Consider the following 25,053-nt stretch of genomic DNA (forward strand, 5'->3'; position numbering starts at 1 on the left):
ATATAACTTTTGTTTAACTTAAAAGAGCTAATCTCCCCCAGTGTTTAGCTCTTTTATTTTAACCAAAAATAGTTCTTCGAGGTTCTGCGTCAGGATTTTTGTTGAAACTGTCATTCCCATAAAAAAAGAATCTAAATACAGCATTTTATTTTTTTTAGGTAAAAATGAAACTGGCAAAATATCTCTGCGAATTTGCCTCGAGGATGGTTGGTTTCAAGAAATTCTTTATAACCATTTCTTTCTTGTTTGAAATTGCCGTAAACATTATTGATAAATTGGGGTGTTCTTTAAGAAAATTAAAGGTATAAATATTTTAGTTTTACAGTAGAATTTAAAAGGCTCGTAATTACAAAATATGACCCCTAATTACAGACATCTAAAAAGAAATTAAAAACCTATTGATTAAGTTTTTTAATACTTTCGATTAACTCATCAAATCCAGTAGATTTATCAAAAAAAGCAAGGGCTCCATATTTTAAACAAATTCCTTTAAGCTCTTTACTAGTAGAAAAAACAAAAACGTCTTTTTTTATTTTTTTTTCTATAAACCATTTTAAAAGCTCTATACCATTTCCATCAGGTAAGCTTAAATCTAAGGTAACTAACTCAAAACTGGTTTTATTTAAAGAAGAAATTGCTTCTTGTAGCGTTTTTGTTAAATGAATATTTTTTATACCATTAACTTTTTTAACAGCATTTACTATTTCCTCGCCTATGTAAGGGTTGTCTTCTACAACTAATAAATTGTTTAATTTAGATTCCAAATTATTTTAAAATGGCAAGTTAAAACTAATTAATGTGTAAAAATAAGAAGTTTATACGATATAAAAGCTAAGCAATTTACCTAATATTAAGGTTACAAACTGGTAAGTCCTTGTTTAATAGCAAACTTTGTCAATTCTGGTATGGTGTGTAAGTCAATTTTTTTCATAATATTATTTTTATGAACATCAATGGTTTTTGAGCTTAAGCATAATATTTCTCCTATTTCTTTTGATGAATTACCTTCTGCAATTAATTGTAAAACTTCTTTTTCTCTTGAGCTTAATTTAGATTTCCCAAGAGTGTCTTTATTTTTAAGTAAATTAAGATATTCTTGATTAATGTCTTTTGATAGGTATTTTTTATTTCGAATTACAGTAGAAATTGCACAAATAACCTCTTCTGAATCACCATCTTTTAGTAAGTAACCAAAAGCACCTGAGTGAAACATTCTTTGAATAAATTGTTTCGTAGAATGCATAGAAAGGGCGATTACTTTTGTTTTTGGATTTATTTTTAGAATTTGGCTTGTTGCTTCTACACCATTTAAATTTGGCATTGCAATGTCTATAAGAACAACATCTGGTAGTAATTTCGAGCATATTTTTACAGCTTCTCTTCCATTAGAGGCTTCTCCAATTATTTTCATATTAGATTTTTGCTCTATAATATTTCTTAAGCCATCTCGTAGCAGTTTATGGTCATCTGCTAATACTATTTTTATTTCGTTTGTATAAGTCATTTTAATTGGGGGATAAAAATTTTAATACTCGTTCCTTTATTAATTTTTGATGTTATTGTAAATCTACCTTGTAAATTTTTTATACGTTCTTGTACTGTAAATAAACCAAATCCAGAGCCAGATTGGTTTTTAAACTCGTTTAATATAGAGGTGTCGAAACCAACACCATCATCAACAATAAAAATATTAACTCCTTTTTTTGTTTTTTTAATATCTATTTTTATAAGGGAAGCATCTGCATGCTTAATTGCATTGGTTAATATTTCTTGAATACTTCTGTAGAGGATTATAGATTTTAGTTCGCTAATTTTAATACTCGAAATTGCTGTTTGAAGCCTAAATTTAATTTTATACTTATTTTCTAAATCTTCAACTAACCAGTTTAATGCCTCTATAACTCCTAATTGATATAATATAGGAGGCGAAAGTTCATAAGTAATTTTGCGACTGTTTTCTAAAGCATCAGATATGTGAGATTCAATAAACTGTAAATCTTCATAAATAACATTTACCTGTGGATTTTTTTTCAATTTTTTAATTCTCATTTTCGAAATTACCAAAGATTGGCTCAAATGATCGTGTATATTAGAAGCAATTTTCTTTTTTTGTTTTTCTTCTATGATGGTAATTTCTGTAGTTAATTTTTGAAGAGATGTTTGGTATTGTTGAATTTCTTCTTTAGCCAAAATCCATTGGGTAATGTCTCTGGCAGAAGTAACAAAGTAGTTAATTTTACCGTCTTTATAAACTGGAGAAGATAAAAATTCTAACCAAATAAAATAACCGTTTTTATGCAACGCTCTAAAAGGATAAGCCTCTGTAGATGAGTTGTTAAAATTTTTTTTCTTCATCGCATTTATTAACGGTACAATATCGTCTTTATGAACAATGCTAAATACTTGTTTTCCAATAAATTCTGTTTGTTCGTAGCCTAATAAATTTTTTATTGATGGACTTATGTATTTAAAAGTACTATCGGGTTCTTGTAAACAAATTATATCGTTCGTATTATTGGCTAATAAACTATGCATTTCTTGGGTCTTTTCAATTTTTTCTCTAATCAATTTTTGATCAGTAATATCTTGCATAATCCCTCTTATACTTATAACTTCTTTTTTTTCATTTAGTATTGGATAGCCAATAACATTTACCCAAAGTTTTTCTTTTTGGGCATTTTTAAAACTTAGTTCTAAATCGAATTTAGCATTATTTGCAAGACTATTATTAATTGCTTTTTTTAATATTTTTGCAGACCCGTTTGTATAATACTTAAAAGTTTCTTCAAAAGGCGGAACTTTGCCAATTGGAAGTCCATAAATTTTAAAAACCTGATTAGACCAACGTCTTTTTTTTGTAACAGAGTTAAACTCCCACGCACCAATTTTAGCTATTTTTCCAGATTCATTTAAAAGAAATTCACTTCTTTCGATTTCTGAAAGTGCTTTTTTTATCTGAGCTCTACTGTTTTTTAGACGATGTTCGATATTTTTTTGATGCGTAATGTCGTTCATAACAACCAATGCACCTAGTTTGTTGCCTAAAGCATCAAAAAAGGGAGCTCCATTACAAATAACAAATCTTGGTTTTTGGTTTTTGGCTTTAATAAGCATTTCAAAATTTACAACTTTTACATCATTAAATGCTTGTACAAGAGGTATTTCTTCAGTCTTAAGTATTGTTTTTCCATCAGTTTTAAATAAATTGTAATTTTCGGCCCATTTTTCTTCAGGAATTTTCATTACATCTATACCATGCCATTTTTTAGCGGCTTTATTAAATAGCGCCAATTTACCTTTTTCATCACAAGCAATAATTGCAGCTGGCTGGTTTTCTGTCATTGCAGTCGTAAAATTTCTTTGTTTTTTTAATTCAATTTCTGCATTTCTTACTTCTGTAACATCTTCTATAATGGTTAATATAAATTTTTCGTTTTTAATTTGAATTATTTCTCCAGAAATTTGCCAGATTCTATTTTCGCCATTTTTTTTTGTAAATTCGGTTTCGAAACCTTTTATTTTATTTTTTTTTGTAATCGTATTTTCGTATTTTTTGTAGTCTTTTTTAGATTTCCAAATACCTATTTTAGATAATTTTAAACCTTTTAATTCTTTAGAAGTAAAACCAGTAACTTTAAAAGTAGCTTCGTTTGAATTTATAATTTTAAAATCACTAAATCTTTTAAGGATAATAGCATTAGAACTGTTTTTAAAAACTTTAAAAAATTTGTCTTCACTTTCTTTTAATTCTATTTTTCTTTTGTACTTTTTAGAAATATCTTGTATTACGCCTGCTATTTTTAAAATTTTGCCATTTGTGTCGTAAATTATTTTTGCTTTCGAGTGTACTATTTTTGTTTTTTTCTGAATGTTAATTTCATATTGGATATCATATTTTTCTCCTTTTTCAATTAAATTAATCATAGCTTGTCTTACAAAATTCTGTTGCGCTACTTTTTTTTCGAAATAGTTGAGACTAAAATTGTTTTTTTTAGGGTTAAGCCCAAAAATTCGAAGTGTTTCATCTGAACCCCATAAAAGACCTGTTTTAATGTCGTATTCCCAATTTCCTACTTTACCCATTTTTTGGGCTCTTATATAACGTTTTTCATTCTCTTTTAATTGAAGTTCCGTTTCTTTAGTCGTAGTTATATCGTCGAAAGTGGTATAGACTTGATAAGGTTTTTTTTCTCCATTTTTAAATTGAGGAATCGCATCAATTTTTATCCAACAGTATTTTTTTTTAGAAACATTAAATACACCCATTACTTTGTTAAGAACAGGAACACCTGTTTTTAAAGCTAACATACTTGGGTGGGTTTCACCAGGGTAATCAGCCCCATCTTCTTTAATCGCTTTCCAAGATGGGTCTATAGATGTTTTACCTTTCATTTGGTCTTCAGTAAGGCCTAAGATTCGAAGAGCGGCAGGGTTTACCTTTATTATTTCGCCTTTAGAATTTTGGTAAGAAACTCCAAGGTTCATCGTTTCAAATAAGGCTCGAAATTCGTTTTTTTTCTCTTCTGAAGTTGTCATTTTTTAGAAAGGTAAAAAAGTTTTGGTGTCTTTTGTGTCTGGGAATTATCTATTCTATAAAAATATAGCCAATTAATAGAAAATTTGAAAAAAACACATCGAAATATACTAAAATTTTTTAGTATTTCGAATTATTTAAAGTTTAAAGGTTATACAATTATCAGATAAAGATTAATTATTTAAAAATGGCAAATTATACGACAATTTGTTTTTTATAAGTTTTTAAGGGCGATGTTAAAACTTTGTCGTAAGAACAATTTATTATTAGAAAAGCAATATATTTGGTTTCTTATAAAATTATCTAATTTTAATGAAGTTAATTTACATTCGTTTTAGTTTTTTATTTCTCGTTTTTTTTACGATTAAGAATCAAGCACAAGAAACTCTACCAATTTATACAGATTATTTATCTGATAATGTTTTTCTATTGCACCCATCTGCGGCCGGAATTGGTAATTCTAGTAAATTACGATTAACAGCAAGAAAACAATGGGCAGATGTGGCAAATGCTCCTGAATTACAAACCTTAAGTTTTCATACAAAGCTTGGCGAAGAATCTAATGCTGGTTACGGTTTAATTTTATTTAACGACGAAAACGGATTTCATTCTCAGAAAGGTTTACAAGGAACTTATGCCTACCATTTACCTATGAGTGATAGCAAGATGTTTCAACAGCTTTCTTTTGGTTTGGCTTTTACTTTTGTACAAAATCAATCGGACCAAAGAAGCTTTACTGGCGATCCAGCAGTTGCTACTATTATAGAAAGTACGAGTTATTACAATGCCGATTTTAGTGTTGCTTATCATAGAGGTGGTTTAGCAACCTACTTTACTATTAAAAATTTATTATTAACGGCAAAAAACAACTTAAACATTCAAGAACCTTTAGATTTAAGAAACTATATTTTATCTGCAGGTTATTATTTTGGAAAAGAAGAAAATTTTGTGCAGTGGGAACCCTCTATTATGTTGCAATATAAAGAGAGTTTAGGGCAAACCATTGCAGATGTAAATGTAAAAGCCTACAAAACATTTTCGAAATCTCAACTTTGGGCAGCATTGTCTTACAGAAGACATTTTGATTCTAATTCCACAGAAAATTCACAATTTATAAGTCCAATAGTTGGTTTAAATTACAAAAATTTAATGTTTTCTTATACCTACACAAATCAATTAAACGATATTGTACTGTCTAACGCTGGTTTTCATCAAATAACGTTAGGAATTAATTTATGGACAAGAGAGCCAAGAGCCGCTGCTTGCCCAAATATTAACTCTATCTACGGAAGTTTCTAAAATTTTTTTTGAATAATTTTGGTGTGTTCTGTTTCTAAAATTAATTGTTTTAGAACTACTTTCGATTTATTAATATACAAAGTATGTTTTGCTATATTTTCTGTAGCATTTAAGAGTTGAAACTTGGTTAATATGGCTTTTGTTTGCCTCGCAACTGCTTCTCCAGAATCTATAATATTTATTTTATTGCCAACAATTTCTCTAATTTGAGGAATAAGATATGGATAGTGAGTGCAGCCCAAAACCAAAGCATCTATGTTTTTTTTGAGCAATGGTGTTAAATAAGATTTTAAAAGTATAGTCATTTCTTTGGAGTGCAATTTTCCATCCTCAATTAGTTCTACTAAACCTTTTCCAACGATTTCTTCGATGTAAATATTTTTTCTAAAACTACTTGAGGTCTTCTCGAATAAAGAGCTATGTAAGGTTCCTTTTGTAGCCAAAATACCAATGGTATTTGTTTTGGTTGTTAATGCTGCAGGTTTAATTGCAGGTTCTATTCCAATAAAAGGAACTGAGTACTTTTCTCGTAAAAAATCAATGGCATTTGTGGTAGCTGTGTTACAAGCAACAACAATTAGTTTACAGTTTTCTTTTAATAAAAACTCGGTGTTTTTAATACACAAATTTATAATTTGAGTTTTAGATTTTTCGCCATAAGGTGCGTTTTTACTATCGGAAAGGTAAATAGAGTTTTCGTTTGGGAGTAAAGAAATTACTTCTTTCCAAATAGAAGTACCTCCAACTCCAGAGTCAAAAAAACCAATTGGGTGTTTATTAATTATCATCTCTGTAAAAGTAGAAAAAAGCTGTCTCTAAAGTAAATTTAACTGTCATTTTTAATGAAGTTGAAAAATCTAAAAATACTGAAATTCAATAAATAAGATTTCTCCATTACAGTCGAAATGACAAATTTTAATACTTTAGAGGCAGCCTCTTTATTTGTAAATTTGTTAGTGTTTCTTATTAAAATCCTGTTCCGGGAGCTTCTGGACTTTGTGCCTGAGCTTTTTGCGGATGCAATATCATATAAGTTCCAAGTGCAGTTAATGCTGCATATTTTCCGTAATTACCAATTTTTTTAAGGGCTTCTTTACGAGAAATGTGTTTACTGTTTTTGGTTTGTTTTTTCATCTTTATTCAAAATTTATTTCTCGTTAAATTAGTCTATAATTATTTTTTTGGTATTTGTGCTGTTGGCAGTTTTTAACTTAACAATGTACACTCCTTTAGCTAAATTTGGTAATGCGATTGTATTGTTTAAATTTCCATCAAAAGTACTGGTAAATACTTGTTTTCCTAGTACATTAAACAAACTAACATTCGATTTTAGAGCACTTAAACCTGTAATTTTTAAATTAGAATTGCTTGCCTTAAAAATCGAAATGTTGTTTAAATCTTTATTATTGTTCGTATTTAAAACAGAAGAGGTTGTAGTATGTATAAAAAAACGATTGTCAACAACATCGTTATCTATGGTAACACTATATTCGCTATTAGCAGCATCTAAACGTGTGTAGGCATTGGTTAATTTGTCTTCTAGAAAAACCATATATCCAGTTGGTAAATTTAAAGATTTAGCAGAAAACGTAATTTTAGAATCTTTTGTAGCTTTTAGGCCTACAGGAATTATCATGTTCTCGTAATTCGAATTCGGTAAGGTTTGAATTCCTAACTGTTTTTTATCATTGCCAGAAACCAAGTCTGTATAAAGACTAAAAGAAGTGTCGAAACCACCAAAAATAGAGCTATCGTAACCATTGTCAAAACCAGTAGTTTTTCCTTTTACATAGTAAATGTCTGTAGTTTTTTCTTTGCCTTTATTTTTAACTTTTAAAATAATTTTTTGTTCTGTATTATTCGATTTATTAAATGTACCAGATGCTTGATGGCTTTGCATTGCTTCAGTAAATTTAACGGTGCCACCACCAGCTTTAGATTTTACAAAGAAAGCTTGTCCAGGAGCAATATATCTAGCATTCATTTGGTTTTTTATTATGTAAGAAGAAGTTGTTTTGTCCCAAACATAAAAAGTTTGTTCTGCAAGTTCGGCTGCGTTTACGTTTAAAAAAGCGTTTGTAGCGTCTGCTGCATTGTTTGCAGGAATAAAAGAAGGGTATGGATTACCAATTAAATTAAATGCGTTTCCAGTTCCACCAGGAGGAGAATTGTCTGTAATTCCAATTTCTACAAAATCTGTAGCAATGGCTCCTTTAAAGCCTAGAAAGCCTTTTTCTCCGTCTGCATTTATAGCTGGATCAGATTCTGGTAACACAGTATATCCTTTACCACTTAACATATCTTCTGTTGGAGTTGGAACTTCAATTTCTGCTATTGAATAATAATCCCAACGTAGCATAGGGTCTGCTTGTGAATTATCGTAGAAAGCGATGCCGTAATTTAGGTTTACCATGCTTTTTTGTAATTTATTGAAAAAGGCAAAATTTCCATCTCCGCTATTACCATCTATTTTTTCTCCTACTGTTGGAGACGATATTAAACTCCAACCAGAGGTATTGTCTATAAAAGTTTCTGTAAAATAGAAGAAACTATTTGCATCTGCAGCGCTATAATTTCCGTTTAGAATTACGGAAGCAGCATCAATAGTTTTTGAAGCTGTTATTCTAGATTCTAAATATAAAGAACTGCCTGTGTTAATGGTTAAATCTCCAGAAATGGTTAAAGAACCACTTAAAACGGATAAGCCATCTAGGTCTGAAATTGTTAAATCTCCTGTAGTAGCAGCTATAGATGTAGTTATTTCTGGATCCGTAGCTAAGTCTGGTACAACAGCATTGTATCCAAGTGTTGGAACTCCATTGTCCCAGTTAGCAGGATCATTCCAATTGGTATTTGTGCCTAGCCAAGTTGTAGTTTTTACAGCGTAAGAACCTAAGGATACAGCGCTTGCTAATGTTGCACAAGTGGCTCCGTCTAAAGCGTTTGCTCCACCATAAGTCCAATTAGAGCTTACAAAAGTACCTGCATTTGGCAAAACAAAATCTTTACGTTTTGCATAACTATCTTCGTAATTCCAAGTATCATGTGCAGCTGTTCCAACATCAGCAGGAATTCCAAAAGCATCTAAAACAGTATTTGTGTTATCTGTAATTCGAAAAGATTCGTCTCCATTAATAGTAGTAAAGGCTACACTCAAAACGGTTTTACCAGGAAATGCTTCGTTAAATGTAACTTCATCACCATTTGTTACTATGTAAACGAACTGATCTGAAATTGTTCCTAAACCATCCAAAGACTTTTTAACGTAAGAGGCAGAACCATTTGAAGATTGGCCCAAATCATATCCTGTAAAGTCTATAGTGCCATCTACGTATAGCTCAACAAATCTTGGGTCTGAAAATCCAGATCCAGCATTACAACCTGCATTTTTTAGAGTACCATCAACAACAGCTGTAATTACAACAGTTTGTGCACTTGCTTTCGATATTCCAAAAGTAAATAAAAATAAAAAAGTAAATTTTAGTAAGTAGTTTTTCTTCATAATTAATATTTTAAGATTTCTAAAATACTAAAAATTATAATATAATAGTTTACTAAAGAGTGATTTAACAATAAGATAATCTAAAATGATATGAGAAAGACTAATTTTTACGCCAAAAGAAAGGTGTAAATAAAATTAGTACTGTAAAGAGTTCTAAACGACCAATAAGCATTAAAAAAGAGCAAAACCATTTTGCAGCATGCGATAAATGCGCAAAATTATCTACAGGACTTACAGAGCCTATTGCTGGACCAATATTACCTAAAGAAGAAGCTGCTGCTCCTAGGGCAGACATAAAATCTAAACCCAATAAAGTAAGTACTACAGAAGATATAATAAATATTAGCATGTAAATTATAAAGAACGATAAGATGTTAAAAACAATGGCTTGGTTTACAGTCTTATCATCGTATCTTACAGGAATTATTGCGTTTGGATGCAATGCTTTTTTAAATTCTAAAAAGCTGTTTTTAAGCATTATAATATGTCTAACTACTTTAATGCCCCCACTTGTAGAACCTGCAGAGCCTCCTGTAAAAAACAAGGCAAAGAAAATTCCGGTTGCAAAAAAGTTCCACATGGTAAAATCGGCAGTTACAAAACCCGTAGTAGTTACTACAGAGGTAACCATAAATAAAGAATGCCTAATGGCACTTTCTGTTTCTCCTAATACTTGTGGATGTGCCAAAACGGTTGTTAAGTTCGGGTCCTGAAAAAAGATAATTATTATCGAAATAATTGCGCTTATACCTAGAATACCAAATAAATAATATTTAAACTCTTCACTTTTAAAAACACGTTGAATTTTTCCTTTTAAGGCAAAATAAGTCAATACAAAATTGGTTCCTGCAATAAACATAAATGCAATAATAATGTATTGTATTAATGGGTTTCCGTTGTAAAATGCGACACTATCCGACTTTGTCGAAAAACCACCAGTACTCATAGTAGCCATGGCGTGGTTTATGGCATCAAACCAAGTCATGCCCGCAAATTTTAATAGAAAAAATTCTGTTAATGTAAGTATTACATATATTAAGTAGAGCCTTTTTGCGGTGTCTGTAATTCTAGGGTGTAGTTTGTCTGCAGACGGTCCTGGAGCTTCTGCCATAAATAATTGCATGCCTCCAATTCCTAATAAAGGTAAAATGGCAATTGTTAAAACGATAATTCCCATCCCTCCAATCCAATGTGTTGCACTTCGCCAAAATAAAATTCCTTTTGGCATATTGTCTATATCTGTTAATATGGAAGAGCCTGTTGTAGAATATCCAGAAATGGTTTCGAAAAAAGCATCTGTAATACTCGGAATTGCTCCAGATAATAAATAAGGTAACATTCCTGTAAAAGAGAGTATTAACCATCCTAAAGTAACAATTAAATACCCTTCTTTTTTTTGAATATTTGTATTGCTAGGTTTGTTTAAAAGATAGAAAAGAATTCCTATAAAAACAGTAATAATTCCAGCATTTAAGATGCCCCATTTTTCGGGTTCGTTGTAATACAAGCTAAAAGGCACAGCTAAAAACATAAATAGGCCGTTTAAAATAGCTGTAATGCCTAAAAACCGATAAATTATTTTTGTGTTTAAAGTGCCCATTTTATTTGAATAGTCCTTCTACAGTGCTAATCGCTTCTGGTAAACAAAATACAATTACTTTATCTCCGTTTTGAATTTGCATATTACCAAAAGACATTAAAGGTTTTCCATTTCTAATAATTCCGCCAAATACGGCTTCTCTTGGAAAGTTTAAATCTTTAATAAGTTTATGAGTTACTTTCGCATTTGGTCTTACTTCGAACTCAAAAACTTCAGCATCTATATTATGTAGGTTTGCCAAAGCTAAAATTTCACCTTTTCGAATGTGTCTAAAAATATTGCTGGCCGCAATTAATTTTTTGTTGATTAGAGATTCAATTCCAATCGTTTGAGAAATGTCGATATAATCCATGTTTTCTACCAAAGCAATCGTTTTTTTTACGCCTTTTGATTTTGCGACCAAACAAGACATAATATTGGTTTCAGAATTTCCTGTAACAGCTATAAAAGCATCTGTTTCTCTAATATTTTCTTCTTCTAAAAGTTCTAAATTTCTTCCATCGCCATTAATTACCAAAGCGTTGCTTAGGTCTTCTGCTAAAATTTCTGCTTTTTCTCTATTTTTTTCAATTAATTTTACGCTAAAATTATCTTTGCACAAATTTCGAGCGGTCTTTTCGCCAATACTACTGCCTCCTAAAATAATAACATTTTTTATGTTGAATTGTTTTTTTCCAATAATAGGATACAAATCTTTCATGCTATAATTAGGAACAGAAAAATATACTTGATCGTTTATTTGGTATCTGGTATCTCCTCTAGGAATAATGGTTTGTGCAACGTTTTCTCTTTTAATAGCAATGGTTATAAAATCGATGTTGCCAAATTTTTGTTTGGCTTCTTTTACAGATAAATCTACCAAAGGCGATTTGTAAGTTAACGAAGTTCCCATCACATTAAAAACCCCACTTTCGAACGCTACAGTGTCGTTAAACGAAGATTGATTTAGCAACATTTTAATTTCATTTGCGGCTAATTCTTGCGGAGAAATCATAAAATCTAAACCGAATTTAGAAAAATCGACTTCGCAATTGTCTAAAAACTCTGGGTTGTCTATTCTAGCAATGGTTTTTTTAGCCCCTAAAGATTTTCCAATTACAGAAATCGTAAAATTGGTATTCTGGCTTTCGGTAACCGCAATTAGTAAATCCGCAGAATCTACTCCAATTTCTTTTAATAATTGTATAGAAGTGGCATCACCTCTTTTTGTAATTACATCTAAATGATTGTTAATGTAATTTAACTTATCACCGTCAAAATCTATAATGTAAGTATCTTGAGATTCGTAAGAAAGTAGTTTTGCTAAGTGAAAGCCTACATCTCCAGCACCTGCTATAATAATCTTCATATTAAATATAGAATATAGAGTGCAAAGATACGAAACAATAGAAATACTTTTTTAAATTCCCTTTATTTTTTGAAAATGAATTCATTGTATTTTTCTTGTTATGGTTTTACCACAAAAAACGTTTTTGTACATTTATAGAAAATACAAGTATGGAAAAATTAACAATTAAATCTTGGGCTTTAGATGATAGACCTAGAGAAAAGTTAATTGCCAAAGGAAAAACATCTTTATCGGATGCAGAATTGGTAGCCATTTTAATTGGTTCTGGAAATAAAAAAGAAAGTGCAGTAGCACTCTCTAAAAGAATTTTACAATCTGTCGATGGAAATATAAACGAACTGGCAAAACTTTCTGTCGAAAAATTAACCGAGTTTAATGGAATAGGAGAGGCCAAAGCAATTTCGATTATTACAGCTTTAGAGTTAGGAAAAAGAAGACAGCTCGAAAATACTTTAGAAAAACCAAAAATATCGAGTAGTAAAGATGTAGCCAACCTGATGCAATTGGTAATTGGAGATTTAGAACACGAAGAATTTTGGGTTTTATTTTTAAACAACTCCAACAAAGTAATGGCAAAATGGCAAGTAAGTAAAGGCGGCTTAACCGCAACAATTGTAGATGTGCGTTTGCTGTTTAAACGCGCATTAGAATTGGCATCTGTAGCAATAATTGTTTGTCATAATCATCCTTCAGGAAAATTACAACCTAGCCTTGCAGATAAACAACTAACACAAAAAATTAAAGAAGCAGGCACAACTTTAGATGTTAAATTATTAGATCATTTAATTATTACTCAAAAAGATTATTTTAGCTTTGCAGACGCAGGAATTCTGTAGGGAATTAGTATTCAGTAGGCAGTAGGCAGTATTCAGTAAGCAGTAATAGTAACAGTTTACAAATGTTTAAAAATATTAGAGATGAGACTGTGACTGGAAACTGAAACTGCCAACTGCAAATTGCATATAGCAGATTTAACACCAAACCATGATATTAGTTTATACACATACCATAACACCAAGAATTCGTTATATTTTTAAGCATATTTTTACACGAATTCTTTTAATTCCTGTTGGTTTTACTTCGAAGGTCGAAGAGTTTGTTGCACACAATGGTCCTAAAATTTCTTATACAAAAACACCACTTGGAAACGAGTTTTTTGTAAAAAGTAACGATTTAATGTTCGAGCAAGGTGTAAACGATTTAGATATTAATATGCAAAAATGGGAAGAAGTTCCTTGTTTTTTTGCTACTGGCGGAAAATCGACAATTCCTTTCGACATTTTCGCGGCAAGTTTTTATTTAATAACTAGGTACGAAGAGTATTTACCTCATGTAAAAGATGTTCATGGAAGATATACCGCCGAACAAAGTTTGGCATATAAAAACGGATTTTTAGAAAAACCAATTGTAGATATTTGGGCATACAAACTTTTAAGAATTTTAAAAGAAAAATTTCCAGAATACGAATATAAAAGCAGAAGTTATAAATACGTTTCTACCATCGATATCGATAATGCGTATGCTTATAAATACAAGAGTTTAATAAGAACTTTTGGTGGGCTTTTTAATGATTTTTTTAAATTAAGACTGTTAAATGTTTGGAATCGTTTGGCAGTTGTGAGCCGATTAAAAAAGGATCCTTACGATACTTTTGCAGAAATTTTAAGAATAAAAAAACAGTACCATATAAGAACGGTGTTTTTTTGTACAGTTGGCGATTACAATACATTCGACACCAATGTTTCTGCTTCAAAAACCAAATACAAATTGCAAATAAAAGAATTGGTAGATTATGCAAGAGTTGGTTTGCATCCTTCTTATTTTACAATGCAAAATCCTGCTATTTTAAAAAAAGAAAAAGAACGATTAGAGAGCATTACCAACATGCCTGTTTTAAGATCTCGACAGCATTATTTGCGTTTTAATTTACCAGATACTTATCAGCAATTAATCGATTTAGAAATCGAAGAAGACTATTCTATGGGTTATGCAAGTAATGTTGGTTTTAGGGCAAGTACGTGTACGCCTTTTTATTTTTACGATTTAGACTTCGAAATTCAAACACCTTTAAAAATATTTCCGTTTGCTTTAATGGACACTACTTTAAACGATTATTTAAAAATTACACCCAAACAATCTTTAGGGAAAATTAGAGATTTAAGAAACGAAGTAAAAGCAGTAAATGGTATGTTTATAACACTTTTTCATAACGAAACCTTAAGCGATTATTTACGTTGGAAAGGTTGGAAAAGGTTGTATGAATCTATGGTAAAAATAGCGACCAACTAAAAAAATGATACAGTATATAAAACGAAAAAACTTAGACGTTTTAAAATACGATAGCTGTATTGAAAACTCCATTCAATCTAGAATTTATGCCTTTTCTTGGTATTTAGATATTGTTGCAGACCATTGGGATGTGTTGGTTTTAGATGATTACCAAGCTGTAATGCCACTTCCTTGGAAAAAAAAGTATGGTATTAAATATGTATATCCACCTTTTTGGATATTAGAACTCGGTGTTTTTTCAACAATTAAAAATTTTAAGATTCAATCTTTTTTAGATTTTTTATCAAATACGTTTCGTTTTGTTGAAAACAGGCTAAATACAGATCTTCCTATTATTAATACAGAAAAGCATTTGTTAAAAAAACAAGTGCAAATTTTAGATTTGAATGAAGATTATTCCGTTTTAAATAAGAATTTTAGAAAAGACAGAATAAAAGATATATCAAAAGCAAAAAAAGCAGATTTAATAGAAAAATGGAACGACAATCCAGAGAATTTAATATCCCTTTTTAAAAATAATGTAGGTAAAAGAATTCCAAATATTTTAGAGAATGATTATTCAATTTTAAAAAAGTTGATTGATGTTTGTATTGATAAAAAAGTAGGGGAGGTTTTATCTATTTACAATAGTAAAGATCATTTACTCGCATCAGGGTTTTTTTTAAAGCATAAAGGTGCTATTACTATTTTAATTTCTTCAACAGATTTTAAGAATAGAAATAATGGGGCTAATACTTTTTTAATAAATAGTGCTATTTTTAAGTATCAAAAGCATTTTAAGAACTTTAACTTTGGAGGTTCTTCCATGAAATCAATAGCAAAATATTTTTTAAGTTTTGGAGCAGAGACGAGAGAATATCAGCAAATAAAATACAATAACTTACCTTTTTTTCTAAAAATTTTTAAACGTTAGATTTCAAGAAATTAAAATACTTTTCAGAAACTTTTTTATTGAAAATAATTTTACTTAAATCTTCGGAATAATCTTCTTTTTCTTTAATTACTTTACAAGGGTTACCAACAGCAATAGAATTATCTGGTATATTTTTAGAAACCAAAGAATTTGCACCAATTGTTACATTATTTCCAATTGTAACTGCTGGTAAAATGGTAGTGTTTGCGCCAATCCAAACATTATTCCCTATTTTAATGGGTTTGTTTTTTGTGTGTTTGCTTAAGTTATTTGATTGATGATTCGAAGAAATAATAGCAACTCCCGGGCCTAATTCTATGTTCGAACCAAAAATAATTCCATTGTTTGCTTGAATGTAGTTGTTTAAATTATCTCCTGGGTCACATAAAATTCCTTTAGAAATATTTTCAGGACTAATAACTTTTGACGTAAAATGAACCGGCCATTTTACTTTCGGATTCAATCTAAAAAAAAATTGCGGAATTATATATTGAAAAAATAAAATATAGTATTTCTGATACCCATATTTTGGTCTGTAATATTTCGGATAAAAAATATGAACAAGCCAACCAAAAAGGAGAAAATCTATTTTATTATTCATTATATGATGCGGTTTTTTTTAAATAATTTAAAAAATATAAAAGTAAAAAAAGATACCCAGTTCCCCCAAAAATAGCAAGTGTTAAAATTGTATAAATAATGGTATTGTAAAAATACCCAATATAAATCGCAATTAAATTAACTGCAAATAAATACACGTTAAATAGCAAGCTTATTTGGTTTTTGTTTAAAACTATTATTAAGCTACTTATAGGATTAAAGGAGGTTCTGGCAAAAATTAGCATGGATAAAATGAAAACATATAACCTTAAATTTTCCCAGCCATTATTAAAATAGAGCTCTAAAACATACATTCCAATGGTGTTTATACAAACTAAAAAGCCAAATATTAAAAGTAAATTAGTGGTTACGATTTTTTTAGTAAGTCTATGTAATTCACTTTTATTGGTTTTAAAAAGCTCACTTGCTTTTTGAAAAAATACTTGAGATACAGAAGATGAAATTAAAAATAAAGGAGCTCCTAAAATTTTAAAACTAAAAAAATAAACACCAGCTTCTTTAGCGCCAAACACTGCAAGAATTAAAATAGGCATTAAATTATTTGCAAAACTATTTATAATGTTAGAAGGTAATAAGAATTTTATAATTGAAGAATTAGCCTTTACATCTCTTTTTATTTTGATGAAATTTGGTTTAATAATATTTTTTTTATTTTTTAAAAATAAAAAAAATAAAACTAAGAATTGAGAAATTAAAAAGCCGATAATTAATCCAAATAAATTAAATTTTTTGTATAAAATAAATTGCAAAAAAACAGTACCAATTGCTAAAAATATCTTGGAACTTGAAATTACAGTAAATTCTTTATTAAATGTAAAGAGATTAACATTTAATAAATTGTAAGAAAGTATCAATGTTCCTGGAACTACAAAGTATATCATATTTATTTCTTCTTGTTTATAAGTAATAAAGAAAGACGAAAAAAAGAAAACAACACAAGCAAAAGAAATTAGTACAAAAACTAAAAGCAGTAAAAAATTAAACCAATTAACACTTTCTATTTTATCTTTAGAAATGATAATACAATTGTCTAGCTGTAATGTGCTAATTATTGAAGAAATACTAGTAATACTTATAAAAACACCAAAAATACCATATGCTTCTTCTCCATAAAGTTTTGCAAGAAAAATAGCGCCCAAAATCGCTATAATTTGTGCAATTAAAGTTCCTTTAAACATAATTAGAATGTTTCTATAGAAAAAAGGTATGCGCTTTTTGTTTACATTTACAGCCAAAGAATTTCTTTTTTTTCAAATATAATGCAAATGAAACAGATAGAACACGTCTTCTTTGACTTGGATCACACTTTATGGGATTTTGATAAAAATTCTAATTTAACCTTTCAAAAAGTTTTCGAAATCAATAAGATTCAAGTAAATATTACAGATTTTAATCATTTATTAGATGGCGCATTCGAATTATTAGACTACTTACAAGGTAAATACCAATTGCATATTATTACAAATGGTTTCCAAGAGGTACAAAGTAAAAAAATGATCAACTCTAAAATAGACCATTATTTCGATAAAATAATTACGTCGGAATCTGTGGGAGTTAAAAAACCAAATCCAAAAGTTTTTAAATATGCCTTAGAATATGCAAATGCCGATATCGAAAAATCGATTATGATTGGCGATAATTTAGAAGCAGATGTCGAAGGTGCTTTAAATATTGGCCTAAAAGCCATACATTGTAATTTTAATAATTCTTCGATTACAAACCCAAAAATATCAACAGTTACTTCGTTATTAGAATTAAAACAATATCTTTAAACCTTTAAACCTTTAAACCTTTAAGCGTTTAAAAATAATACCCCACTTTTATGACAAAACTTAGAAAAACTTTTTTTTTAATCATTGCTCTATGCTTCTTTTCTTGTTACCAAAGTTTAGATTTCGATCAGCTAGAAGATTATGTAATAACACCTAGCTATACCACAGCTTTGGCTACTTTTTCTATTAATGCGTTGGCTTTAACTTCTCCTCCAGCAACAGAAATTACAGAAAAAACCAATTTTGAAATTTTTAAAAACACCTTTTTTAGAGATTACTCAGTTAGATTAGATTTCGAATTCGAGATCATTAACGAAATTAATAGAGATTTTGTTTTAGAAATAACCTTGTTAGACGAAAACGATTTTGAAATTTATCAATTACAAGATTTAAATATTTCGGCAAATGAAAGGGATTTTGAACAGAAAGAAATTATCGATATTATAGTAAACCCAAATGTAAAAGATTTTACACGTGTAGAAATTTTACTCCGATTACAAGACCCAACAATTCCTATAAGTACACTCGATAATGGTACTATAAAATTAAAGTCTGCAGCGACTATTTATTTAGAAAAATCTTTATAACATGAAAAAAGCACTTTTATTTTCTTCATTCTTATTAAGTTTTTTTGTAAACAGTCAAAACAAACAAGTTTTATACGATTTTGCAGAGTTGCCACAAACGTTATTATTAAATCCTGCCTTAGAAACAAATTATAAATTTCATGTTGGTGTTCCTTTACTTTCTGGAATTTCTTCGGAAATAGGGGTTACAAATTTTGCTTTGTCAGATCTTTTTTTACCAGATGCACGAAGTATCAATGATAAAGTTAACGAAGTATTAAATAGGCTAACTTTTAGAGATTATGCAAAGGTAAATGCACAAATAGAAGTATTAAATGCAGGTTTTAGGTATAATGATAAAACCTACTTTAGTTTTGGTTTTTATGGAGAAATAGATGGCATAGGTTACATTCCAAAAGATGCCATTAGATTGTTAAACGAAGGAAATGGAGCTTTTATAAATTCAAGTTTTAACGCTTCGCAAATCTTATATAAAATAGATGTTTTAGGAGTACTTCATGTAGGAATCACTAGAAAAATAGACGAAAAACTAACCATTGGTGGTCGTTTTAAGATCTATTCTTCTGTTGCAAATGTAGAATCTACAAATAATTCAGGAACCTTTACAACCAATAGAGGTGATAATAATATTTACATTCATTATTTAGACGATATAGATGTTAATTTAAGAACGGCCGGTTTTATAAAGAATAACGAATATATAGATAATCCTAGAGAATATTTTAAGAATACATTTCTTGGAGGAAATTTAGGAATAGGACTCGATTTTGGAATTACCTATAACATTACTCCACAATTACAATTTTCTGGAAGTCTTTTAGATTTTGGTTTTATAAACCATAAAAAAAATATTAAAAACACACTAGTTAAAGGAAGTTTTACTTTCGAAGGCATCGATTTTGAATTTGATTCCAACAACCCAAGAGATTATTGGCAAGAATTAAATGAAGATTTTAGAGAGCAATTACCAACGATAGAAAATAATGATTCTTATATTTCGTGGAGACCTGCAAAGCTAAATGCAGCACTAAAGTATAGTTTTGGAGAAAAAAGAAGTAAATATTGTTACGATAATACGTATAAAGATTTTTATACAGATGCTGTTGGAGCGCAACTATATTCAGTTTTTAGACCTTTAAGTCAGCAATTTGCACTTACAGGTTTTTATCAAAAATCGTTCAATAAAAACTTACACGCAAAAGTAACTTATACCATAGACGATTACTCTGCTTATAATATTGGTTTTGGACTTTCTGCGCAAATCTGGAAAATAAATTTTTATGGTATCTTTGACAATATTATTCAATATCAAGATTTATCATCAGCAAACAGCGCTTCTTTTCAATTAGGAGTTAACTTAATATTTAATTAAAATGAAAAAACAAATTTTTATTGTAACCTTATTTTTAGTTTCATTCTATGCAACTGGTCAACAAAAAAATATTAATAATTATAAATATATTATTGTACCAGAAAAGCTAGATTTTTTAAAACAAGCAGACCAATACCAAACAAGTTCTCTTACAAAATTTTTATTACAAAAAAACGGTTTCGATGTGTATTTAAGTAACGAAAATCATCCAGAAGAAGTAACAAAAGATAGATGTTCTGCTTTATACGCAAATATTGAAAACAAATCTTCGATGTTTAGTACAAAGGTGTTAATTCAATTAAAAAATTGTTTCGATAAAGTTGTGTACACTTCAGAAATTGGTAAAAGTAGAGAAAAAGACTATAAAAAATCATATCAAGAAGCGATAAGAAATGCGCATAATAGTATGAGCGAATTAAAATATGAAGCTTTACCAGAAACTGCAAAAAGATTAGAAATAAATGAAGAAAAGAAGCTACCTTCCACTTCTAAAATAGAAAAAAAACCCATAAAAGTTATTCCTAGTACATCTACTTCTAAAAAAGCTATAGAATCTGCAGAAAATGTAAAAGAAGTAGCTTCAAATATTTTGTATGCACAGGTAAGAGAAAACGGATATCAATTGATTAATACGAAGCCAGAGGTTGTTTTCTTGTTGTTAAATACCAATGTAAAAGAGGTGTTTGTTATTAAAGACAAAAACGGAATTTTATACAAAAATGGAACTATTTGGGTGGCAGAATATTATAAAAACAACGTTTTAATTTCTGAAGAATATCAGGTAAAATTCTAATAATCGTAACGATTTTTCCATTTTGCTTTTAAGACTTCTCTAAATTGATTTTCTCTTTGGTTTTTTCCGGGTTCGTAAAGTTTTGTTCCAGAAATTTCGTGAGGTAAAAATTCCTGATCTACAAAATTATTGGGATAGTCGTGAGAATACATATATTCTTTACCATACTCTAAATCTTTCATTAATTTTGTAGGAGCATTTCTAAGATGTAGTGGAACAGACAAATCTCCTGTTTTTCTAACTAAGTTTTGGGCTTCTCCAATGGCCATATAAGAGGCATTGCTTTTTGTTGAATTGGCTAAATAAACGGCACATTGGCTTAGTATAATTCGAGATTCTGGGTTTCCAATAACAGAAACTGCTTGAAAAGTGTTGTTGGCTAAAATCAAAGCAGTTGGGTTTGCATTTCCAATATCTTCGGAAGCTAAAATAAGCATTCTTCTCGCGATAAATTTTACATCCTCACCACCTTCAATCATTCTTGCCAGCCAATAAACAGCGGCATTTGGGTCGCTACCTCGAATCGATTTTATAAAAGCCGAAATAATATCGTAATGTTGTTCTCCTGTTTTATCGTATCTCGCTGTATTTTTTTGAACTTTAGAAAGCACTAACTCGTTTGTAATTTCTATTTCTTCTTCCGAGGAAACTAATAATTCAAAAATATTTAAGAGTTTTCTGGCATCTCCACCAGAAACTTGTAACAATGCTTCAGTTTCTTTTAACATTATTTTTTTTGAAGCTAAAAATTCATCGGTTTTCATAGCTCTTTCTAAAAGTGCTACCAAATCATTTTTATCGAAAGAATTTAAAATATATACCTGACATCTAGAGAGTAGGGCTGGTATTACTTCGAAACTAGGATTTTCTGTGGTAGCTCCAATTAATGTTACCCAGCCTTTTTCTACAGCACCTAATAAAGAATCTTGTTGCGATTTGCTAAATCGATGGATTTCATCAATAAATAAAATAGGATTTTTTGCGGTAAATAATCCGCCACTGCTTTTTGCTTTTTCAATTACTTCTCGCACATCTTTTACGCCAGAACTAATGGCACTTAAAGTGTAAAAAGGTCTTTTAGATTCTGTAGCAATAATATTAGCCAAGGTGGTTTTTCCAATACCTGGAGGTCCCCATAAAATTAACGAAGGAATAATTCCTTGTTTAATTAAATTGGTTAAAACCCTTTTTTACCAACTAAATGTTGCTGACTAATATAGTCTTCTAAAGTTTTAGGTCTAATTCTTTCTGCCAAAGGTTCATTCATTTTGTAAAAATAATAAAGATTTATGACAGAAGTTGTCCTTTTTTATTTTGGTTACATTTTTGCTATTTTTAGGCCAATGGATACCGATTATAATTTAAAACTATCAAAAAACGTATTTCTAATACCAACACTTTATATTCTTTGTATTTGGTTGATATATTGGATAGAGATTTACTTTGGCTATAATTTTAATAAATTTGGTGTTTATCCGAGAAGTTTAGTGGGTTTTAGAGGTGTTTTTTTTACCCATTTTATTCATAGTGATGCTGGGCACTTATTTAATAACTCCATTCCTCTTTTCGTATTGTTGTCTTCTTTGTTTTTTTTCTACAGAGATACCGCTTATAAAATATTACTAATTGGCGGTTTTTTTACTGGATTTATAACTTGGATCATTGGAAGAGAATCTTATCATATTGGCGCAAGCGGAATTGTATATCTACTTTTTAGCTTTGTTTTTTTTAGTGGTATTATAAAAAAACATTATAGATTGGTTGCGCTCTCTTTTATTGTTATTTTTTTATATGGAAGTATGATATGGTATGTGTTGCCTATAAAAGACGGGATGTCTTGGGAAGGACATTTATCTGGTTTTTTAACAGGATTTGTTTTGGCTATTTTGTATCGAAAAAAGGGTATTGTAAAGCAAGAGCATCAATTTACAAAAACAGCGTTTGATGAATTGTTTGATGAGCATGGAAATTTTTCGCCTCCGAAAGAAGACGATTTAGTAAATAAGGAAGAAAATGAGGGAGTTTAACCAATTCTTTGCCTTACACTTTCATATAAAAAAGCACCACAAGCCACAGAAACATTTAAAGATGCTATTTCGCCAAGCAAAGGCAATTTAGCTTTATAGTTTACCATTTTAAGTATAGAAGGGTTCACGCCTTTATGTTCAGAACCCATAACAATGGCAATAGGTTGATTAAAATTGATATCAAAAATAGAATCTTCTGTTTTTTCAGTAGCAGCAACAGTTTTTATATTTGATGCTTGTAATAAAAAAAGTGCATCTTTAAGATGATCTACTTTACAAATAGGAACTTTAAATGCTGCGCCAGCAGAGGTTTTAATGGTTTCTGCATTTACAGGAGCACTTCCATTTTTTTGTATGATAATTCCATTTACGCCTGTACATTCTGCTGTTCTAATAATGGCGCCAAAGTTTCTTACATCCGAAAGCTGATCTAATAATAAGAATAGAGGAACGTCTCCACTTTCGATGGTTTTTTCTATTAAAACTTCTAAATCATGAAATTCTATTGGAGAAATTTGCGCAACTGCACCTTGGTGATTACTATTTTTAGATAACCGATTTAGTTTTTCTACTGGTACAATACTTGTGGGCAATCTCTTAGTTTTAATAAGCTTGTCTAATTGATAAAAAAGGTCTCCTCTTAAACCTTTTTGTAAATATATTTTGTTAATTGAAGAGCCACTTTCAATGGCTTCTATGATGGCTCTTATGCCGAAAATTATCGATAATTTATTCATATAAATTATATTAAAATTTTAAAAAAGAGACTGTCCTTTTGGACAGTCTCCTTAATACTTTACAAATTATGCTTTTTTATTTTTAGAAGTCTTCAGCAAATTTGAAATTTCTATAAATTGAAACAATACAAATTATAAAGTTTCTTACTTTTTATTGATTTTGATCACCGATAAAAGGGTTATTCTGGATTTCATCTTGAGGTATTTCAAACTGCATTTTCTCATCGTTATATGGAGTAGATGTTCCTGCCTCGAAAATATGATTAGTACTTCTCACTGATGTTGCTTTATTTCGTTTTAGGGCTAGGAAACTTTTACCTTCTCCCCATAATTCGATTCTTGTTTGTAAGTAAGCTTCATCTACCAGTGCTTGTCCAGATAAACCATCAATATAAGATACATCTGGAACTCTTTTCTCCATTAAAGCTCTTAAACTTCGTCTGGCAGCTATATCATTACCAGCTCTAGCATTAGCTTCTGCATTAAGCAAATACATTTCTTCAATACGCATGTAAACATAGTCTGAAGTTATTGGCCTTGGAGCAGATCCAAACGCTGTAGTACTTCCCTGCGCTCTGAATTTAAATAATGGTTGTAAAAACCTACCACTTGAAGCATCATCGAAGAATTGACCTTTTCTAACATCATTGGCAGGAATTTTATTATATAAATCGAGGTCCATAGCTTTATAATCACCAGCCCATCCATAACTAAACGACCAAGCATCTACTTGTCCCCACCAAGAAACTAGACCAAGGCTATTGCCAGGTACAATATCAATGCCCCACATCCAACTATTTGAATTCGCATCGTTGAAACCGTTAACACCACTGGCTGTAGACACTAGTTCATTTTCAGGCAAAATTTGGTAATTACCAGAGTTTATGACCTCTTGAGTTAATCTAGCAACTTCTTGATCATTTCCTCCTTTGGCTCCTAATACATATGCTAAAAAAGCTTTAGCAATATCTTGGTTTACAACGTTTTTTGCACTTCTTGAAAAACCATTTAATAAGCTAATCGCATCTCTTAAATCTTTTTCCATTTGATTATACACATCTTCAGCTGAAGATTTAGGTAAGTTTGTTGATGAAACTTCTAAATATAATGGAAGTATCATTTCAGAAGCAACATACTCTTTTTGATAAAGCTGAGTTAAATAAAAATAAGCATAAGCTCTCAAGGTCTTGGCTTGTCCCATTGAATATTTACTATCGTTATCTGTAGGTGTTGAATCATTACCTCCCAAATTAGTAATAACATTGTTAGCTGACCTGATAATTCTATAGTAATATCTCCAAGCTATTCTATTTCTACCAAATGTAAAATCGAGTGATGTTTGAAAATTAGCAATAGAATTATACCATCTGAAACTAGATCGGGTTAAAGCCATGTCTCCACTTAACATATCTGTCATAATATCCATACCTTTTTGGCCAAAATCTGTTTGGCTTGTAGAACCTCCAGAGCCTACAGTAATCATTTGAGAGTAAATACCAGTAACGAAAGCTGCGGGTATTTCAGGATTAGTTAAAGTACCATCTGTTAATTGTGCCGAGGTTATAAATTCTGTTGGTTGGCTATCTCCAGTTACCCCATCATTTCTTAAAATATCTTCACTACAACCTAGAGCTAAAACCATTGCTGCAGAAAAGAATA

Annotated in this window: 21 protein-coding genes and 1 pseudogene; 9 read left to right on the plus strand and 13 right to left on the minus strand. The window is 30.0% G+C overall.

Going from position 1 to position 25,053, the window contains the following annotated elements; translation table 11 throughout:
* Positions 1-395: 395 nt before the first annotated feature.
* From JL193_RS12505 to JL193_RS12515, 3 genes are all read right to left on the minus strand, one after another.
* On the minus strand, positions 396-764 hold the full coding sequence (locus JL193_RS12505; RefSeq protein WP_207971122.1) for a response regulator: 369 nt from the start codon (positions 762-764) through the stop codon (positions 396-398).
* A 92-nt stretch (positions 765-856) separates the two neighbouring features.
* The gene (locus JL193_RS12510) at positions 857-1,504 is read right to left on the minus strand and encodes a response regulator (protein ID WP_207971124.1); all 648 of its coding nucleotides are present in this window, start codon (positions 1,502-1,504) and stop codon (positions 857-859) included.
* Positions 1,501-4,536: a PAS domain-containing sensor histidine kinase gene (locus JL193_RS12515; protein ID WP_207971126.1), complete on the minus strand. Its 3,036-nt coding sequence runs from the start codon at positions 4,534-4,536 to the stop codon at positions 1,501-1,503. The genes JL193_RS12510 and JL193_RS12515 overlap by 4 nt, the downstream gene beginning before the upstream one ends.
* 310 nt (positions 4,537-4,846) lie before the next feature.
* On the opposite strand from JL193_RS12515, the gene JL193_RS12520 reads away from it, so the two are divergent.
* Complete coding sequence (locus tag JL193_RS12520; protein ID WP_207971129.1) at positions 4,847-5,833, plus strand: PorP/SprF family type IX secretion system membrane protein; 987 nt, start codon at positions 4,847-4,849, stop codon at positions 5,831-5,833.
* On the opposite strand, the gene murI is transcribed toward JL193_RS12520, so the two are convergent.
* The 5 genes from murI to trkA all read right to left on the minus strand — a co-directional run bounded on the left by murI (position 5,830) and on the right by trkA (position 12,283).
* On the minus strand, positions 5,830-6,621 hold the full coding sequence (gene murI, locus JL193_RS12525) for a glutamate racemase (protein ID WP_207971130.1): 792 nt from the start codon (positions 6,619-6,621) through the stop codon (positions 5,830-5,832). The two genes, JL193_RS12520 and murI, sit on opposite strands and share 4 nt — an antisense overlap.
* 178 nt (positions 6,622-6,799) lie before the next feature.
* Positions 6,800-6,967, minus strand: coding sequence for a hypothetical protein (locus JL193_RS12530; RefSeq protein ID WP_207971131.1), 168 nt, complete (start codon positions 6,965-6,967; stop codon positions 6,800-6,802).
* Positions 6,968-6,995: 28 nt separating this feature from the next.
* A complete protein-coding gene (locus JL193_RS12535) occupies positions 6,996-9,335 on the minus strand; it encodes a T9SS type A sorting domain-containing protein (RefSeq protein ID WP_207971132.1) in 2,340 nt (779 codons plus the stop codon).
* Positions 9,336-9,435: 100 nt separating this feature from the next.
* Positions 9,436-10,935: a TrkH family potassium uptake protein gene (locus JL193_RS12540; protein ID WP_207971133.1), complete on the minus strand. Its 1,500-nt coding sequence runs from the start codon at positions 10,933-10,935 to the stop codon at positions 9,436-9,438.
* 1 nt (position 10,936) lies between these two features.
* Positions 10,937-12,283: a Trk system potassium transporter TrkA gene (trkA, locus tag JL193_RS12545; protein WP_207971134.1), complete on the minus strand. Its 1,347-nt coding sequence runs from the start codon at positions 12,281-12,283 to the stop codon at positions 10,937-10,939.
* Positions 12,284-12,432: 149 nt separating this feature from the next.
* Between trkA and radC the strand changes: the two genes are divergently transcribed.
* The 3 genes from radC to JL193_RS12560 all read left to right on the plus strand — a co-directional run bounded on the left by radC (position 12,433) and on the right by JL193_RS12560 (position 15,485).
* Positions 12,433-13,119: a RadC family protein gene (gene radC, locus JL193_RS12550; protein WP_207971135.1), complete on the plus strand. Its 687-nt coding sequence runs from the start codon at positions 12,433-12,435 to the stop codon at positions 13,117-13,119.
* 148 nt (positions 13,120-13,267) lie between these two features.
* Positions 13,268-14,572: a polysaccharide deacetylase family protein gene (locus JL193_RS12555; RefSeq protein WP_207971137.1), complete on the plus strand. Its 1,305-nt coding sequence runs from the start codon at positions 13,268-13,270 to the stop codon at positions 14,570-14,572.
* Between the two features lie 4 nt (positions 14,573-14,576).
* Positions 14,577-15,485: a hypothetical protein gene (locus tag JL193_RS12560; RefSeq protein WP_207971138.1), complete on the plus strand. Its 909-nt coding sequence runs from the start codon at positions 14,577-14,579 to the stop codon at positions 15,483-15,485.
* Here JL193_RS12560 and JL193_RS12565 read toward each other — a convergent pair.
* Together JL193_RS12565 and JL193_RS12570 are read right to left on the minus strand one after the other, a co-directional pair.
* Positions 15,475-16,086: an acyltransferase gene (locus JL193_RS12565; protein ID WP_207971139.1), complete on the minus strand. Its 612-nt coding sequence runs from the start codon at positions 16,084-16,086 to the stop codon at positions 15,475-15,477. The genes JL193_RS12560 and JL193_RS12565 overlap by 11 nt on opposite strands.
* Positions 16,079-17,341 (minus strand): lipopolysaccharide biosynthesis protein, encoded by a 1,263-nt coding sequence (locus JL193_RS12570; protein WP_302849913.1) that lies wholly within the window; start codon positions 17,339-17,341, stop codon positions 16,079-16,081. Before JL193_RS12570 ends, JL193_RS12565 begins: the two co-directional genes overlap by 8 nt.
* A gap of 24 nt (positions 17,342-17,365) precedes the next feature.
* Here JL193_RS12570 and JL193_RS12575 point away from each other — a divergent pair, with 24 nt between their 5' ends.
* From JL193_RS12575 to JL193_RS12590, 4 genes are read left to right on the plus strand one after another with little or no spacing between them, the layout of a single operon-like run.
* The gene (locus tag JL193_RS12575; RefSeq protein WP_207971141.1) at positions 17,366-17,878 is read left to right on the plus strand and encodes an HAD family hydrolase; all 513 of its coding nucleotides are present in this window, start codon (positions 17,366-17,368) and stop codon (positions 17,876-17,878) included.
* A 50-nt stretch (positions 17,879-17,928) separates the two neighbouring features.
* Positions 17,929-18,465 (plus strand): hypothetical protein, encoded by a 537-nt coding sequence (locus JL193_RS12580; RefSeq protein WP_207971142.1) that lies wholly within the window; start codon positions 17,929-17,931, stop codon positions 18,463-18,465.
* Position 18,466: 1 nt separating this feature from the next.
* Entirely contained in the window at positions 18,467-19,837 is a 1,371-nt protein-coding gene (locus JL193_RS12585) for a DUF5723 family protein (RefSeq protein ID WP_207971143.1), read from the plus strand.
* A 1-nt stretch (position 19,838) separates the two neighbouring features.
* Positions 19,839-20,630 (plus strand): hypothetical protein, encoded by a 792-nt coding sequence (locus tag JL193_RS12590; protein WP_207971144.1) that lies wholly within the window; start codon positions 19,839-19,841, stop codon positions 20,628-20,630.
* On the opposite strand, the pseudogene JL193_RS12595 reads toward JL193_RS12590, so the two are convergent.
* Positions 20,627-21,897: pseudogene (locus JL193_RS12595) on the minus strand (replication-associated recombination protein A). The gene JL193_RS12590 and the pseudogene JL193_RS12595 sit on opposite strands and share 4 nt — an antisense overlap.
* A 22-nt stretch (positions 21,898-21,919) precedes the next feature.
* Here JL193_RS12595 and JL193_RS12600 point away from each other — a divergent pair.
* Positions 21,920-22,657, plus strand: a complete 738-nt coding sequence (locus tag JL193_RS12600; protein ID WP_243456753.1) for a rhomboid family intramembrane serine protease — start codon at positions 21,920-21,922, stop codon at positions 22,655-22,657.
* Here JL193_RS12600 and rlmB read toward each other — a convergent pair.
* Positions 22,654-23,394 carry a 23S rRNA (guanosine(2251)-2'-O)-methyltransferase RlmB gene (gene rlmB / locus JL193_RS12605; RefSeq protein ID WP_207971145.1) on the minus strand — a complete coding sequence of 247 codons (741 nt, stop codon included), beginning with the start codon at positions 23,392-23,394 and terminating at the stop codon, positions 22,654-22,656. The two genes, JL193_RS12600 and rlmB, sit on opposite strands and share 4 nt — an antisense overlap.
* 151 nt (positions 23,395-23,545) lie before the next feature.
* Positions 23,546-25,036, minus strand: a complete 1,491-nt coding sequence (locus JL193_RS12610) for a RagB/SusD family nutrient uptake outer membrane protein (protein ID WP_207971146.1) — start codon at positions 25,034-25,036, stop codon at positions 23,546-23,548.
* Positions 25,037-25,053: the final 17 nt, after the last annotated feature.

It is taken from the genome of Polaribacter batillariae (assembly GCF_017498485.1).
Taxonomy (GTDB): Bacteria; Bacteroidota; Bacteroidia; order Flavobacteriales; family Flavobacteriaceae; genus Polaribacter; species Polaribacter batillariae.

Bases quoted from the DNA above. Each gene is read 5' to 3' on its own strand.
- trkA (WP_207971134.1), bottom strand. From the start codon at position 12,283: ATGAAGATTATTATAGCAGGTGCTGGAGATGTAGGCTTTCACTTAGCA.
- JL193_RS12540 (WP_207971133.1), bottom strand. From the start codon at position 10,935: ATGGGCACTTTAAACACAAAAATAATTTATCGGTTTTTAGGCATTACA.
- JL193_RS12580 (WP_207971142.1), top strand. From the start codon at position 17,929: ATGACAAAACTTAGAAAAACTTTTTTTTTAATCATTGCTCTATGCTTC.
- JL193_RS12585 (WP_207971143.1), top strand. From the start codon at position 18,467: ATGAAAAAAGCACTTTTATTTTCTTCATTCTTATTAAGTTTTTTTGTA.
- radC (WP_207971135.1), top strand. From the start codon at position 12,433: ATGGAAAAATTAACAATTAAATCTTGGGCTTTAGATGATAGACCTAGA.
- JL193_RS12610 (WP_207971146.1), bottom strand. From the start codon at position 25,036: ATGGTTTTAGCTCTAGGTTGTAGTGAAGATATTTTAAGAAATGATGGG.
- rlmB (WP_207971145.1), bottom strand. From the start codon at position 23,394: ATGAATAAATTATCGATAATTTTCGGCATAAGAGCCATCATAGAAGCC.
- murI (WP_207971130.1), bottom strand. From the start codon at position 6,621: ATGATAATTAATAAACACCCAATTGGTTTTTTTGACTCTGGAGTTGGA.
- JL193_RS12530 (WP_207971131.1), bottom strand. From the start codon at position 6,967: ATGAAAAAACAAACCAAAAACAGTAAACACATTTCTCGTAAAGAAGCC.
- JL193_RS12565 (WP_207971139.1), bottom strand. From the start codon at position 16,086: ATGAATAATAAAATAGATTTTCTCCTTTTTGGTTGGCTTGTTCATATT.
- JL193_RS12510 (WP_207971124.1), bottom strand. From the start codon at position 1,504: ATGACTTATACAAACGAAATAAAAATAGTATTAGCAGATGACCATAAA.
- JL193_RS12575 (WP_207971141.1), top strand. From the start codon at position 17,366: ATGCAAATGAAACAGATAGAACACGTCTTCTTTGACTTGGATCACACT.
- JL193_RS12520 (WP_207971129.1), top strand. From the start codon at position 4,847: ATGAAGTTAATTTACATTCGTTTTAGTTTTTTATTTCTCGTTTTTTTT.
- JL193_RS12600 (WP_243456753.1), top strand. From the start codon at position 21,920: ATGACAGAAGTTGTCCTTTTTTATTTTGGTTACATTTTTGCTATTTTT.
- JL193_RS12560 (WP_207971138.1), top strand. From the start codon at position 14,577: ATGATACAGTATATAAAACGAAAAAACTTAGACGTTTTAAAATACGAT.
- JL193_RS12555 (WP_207971137.1), top strand. From the start codon at position 13,268: ATGATATTAGTTTATACACATACCATAACACCAAGAATTCGTTATATT.
- JL193_RS12515 (WP_207971126.1), bottom strand. From the start codon at position 4,536: ATGACAACTTCAGAAGAGAAAAAAAACGAATTTCGAGCCTTATTTGAA.
- JL193_RS12590 (WP_207971144.1), top strand. From the start codon at position 19,839: ATGAAAAAACAAATTTTTATTGTAACCTTATTTTTAGTTTCATTCTAT.
- JL193_RS12535 (WP_207971132.1), bottom strand. From the start codon at position 9,335: ATGAAGAAAAACTACTTACTAAAATTTACTTTTTTATTTTTATTTACT.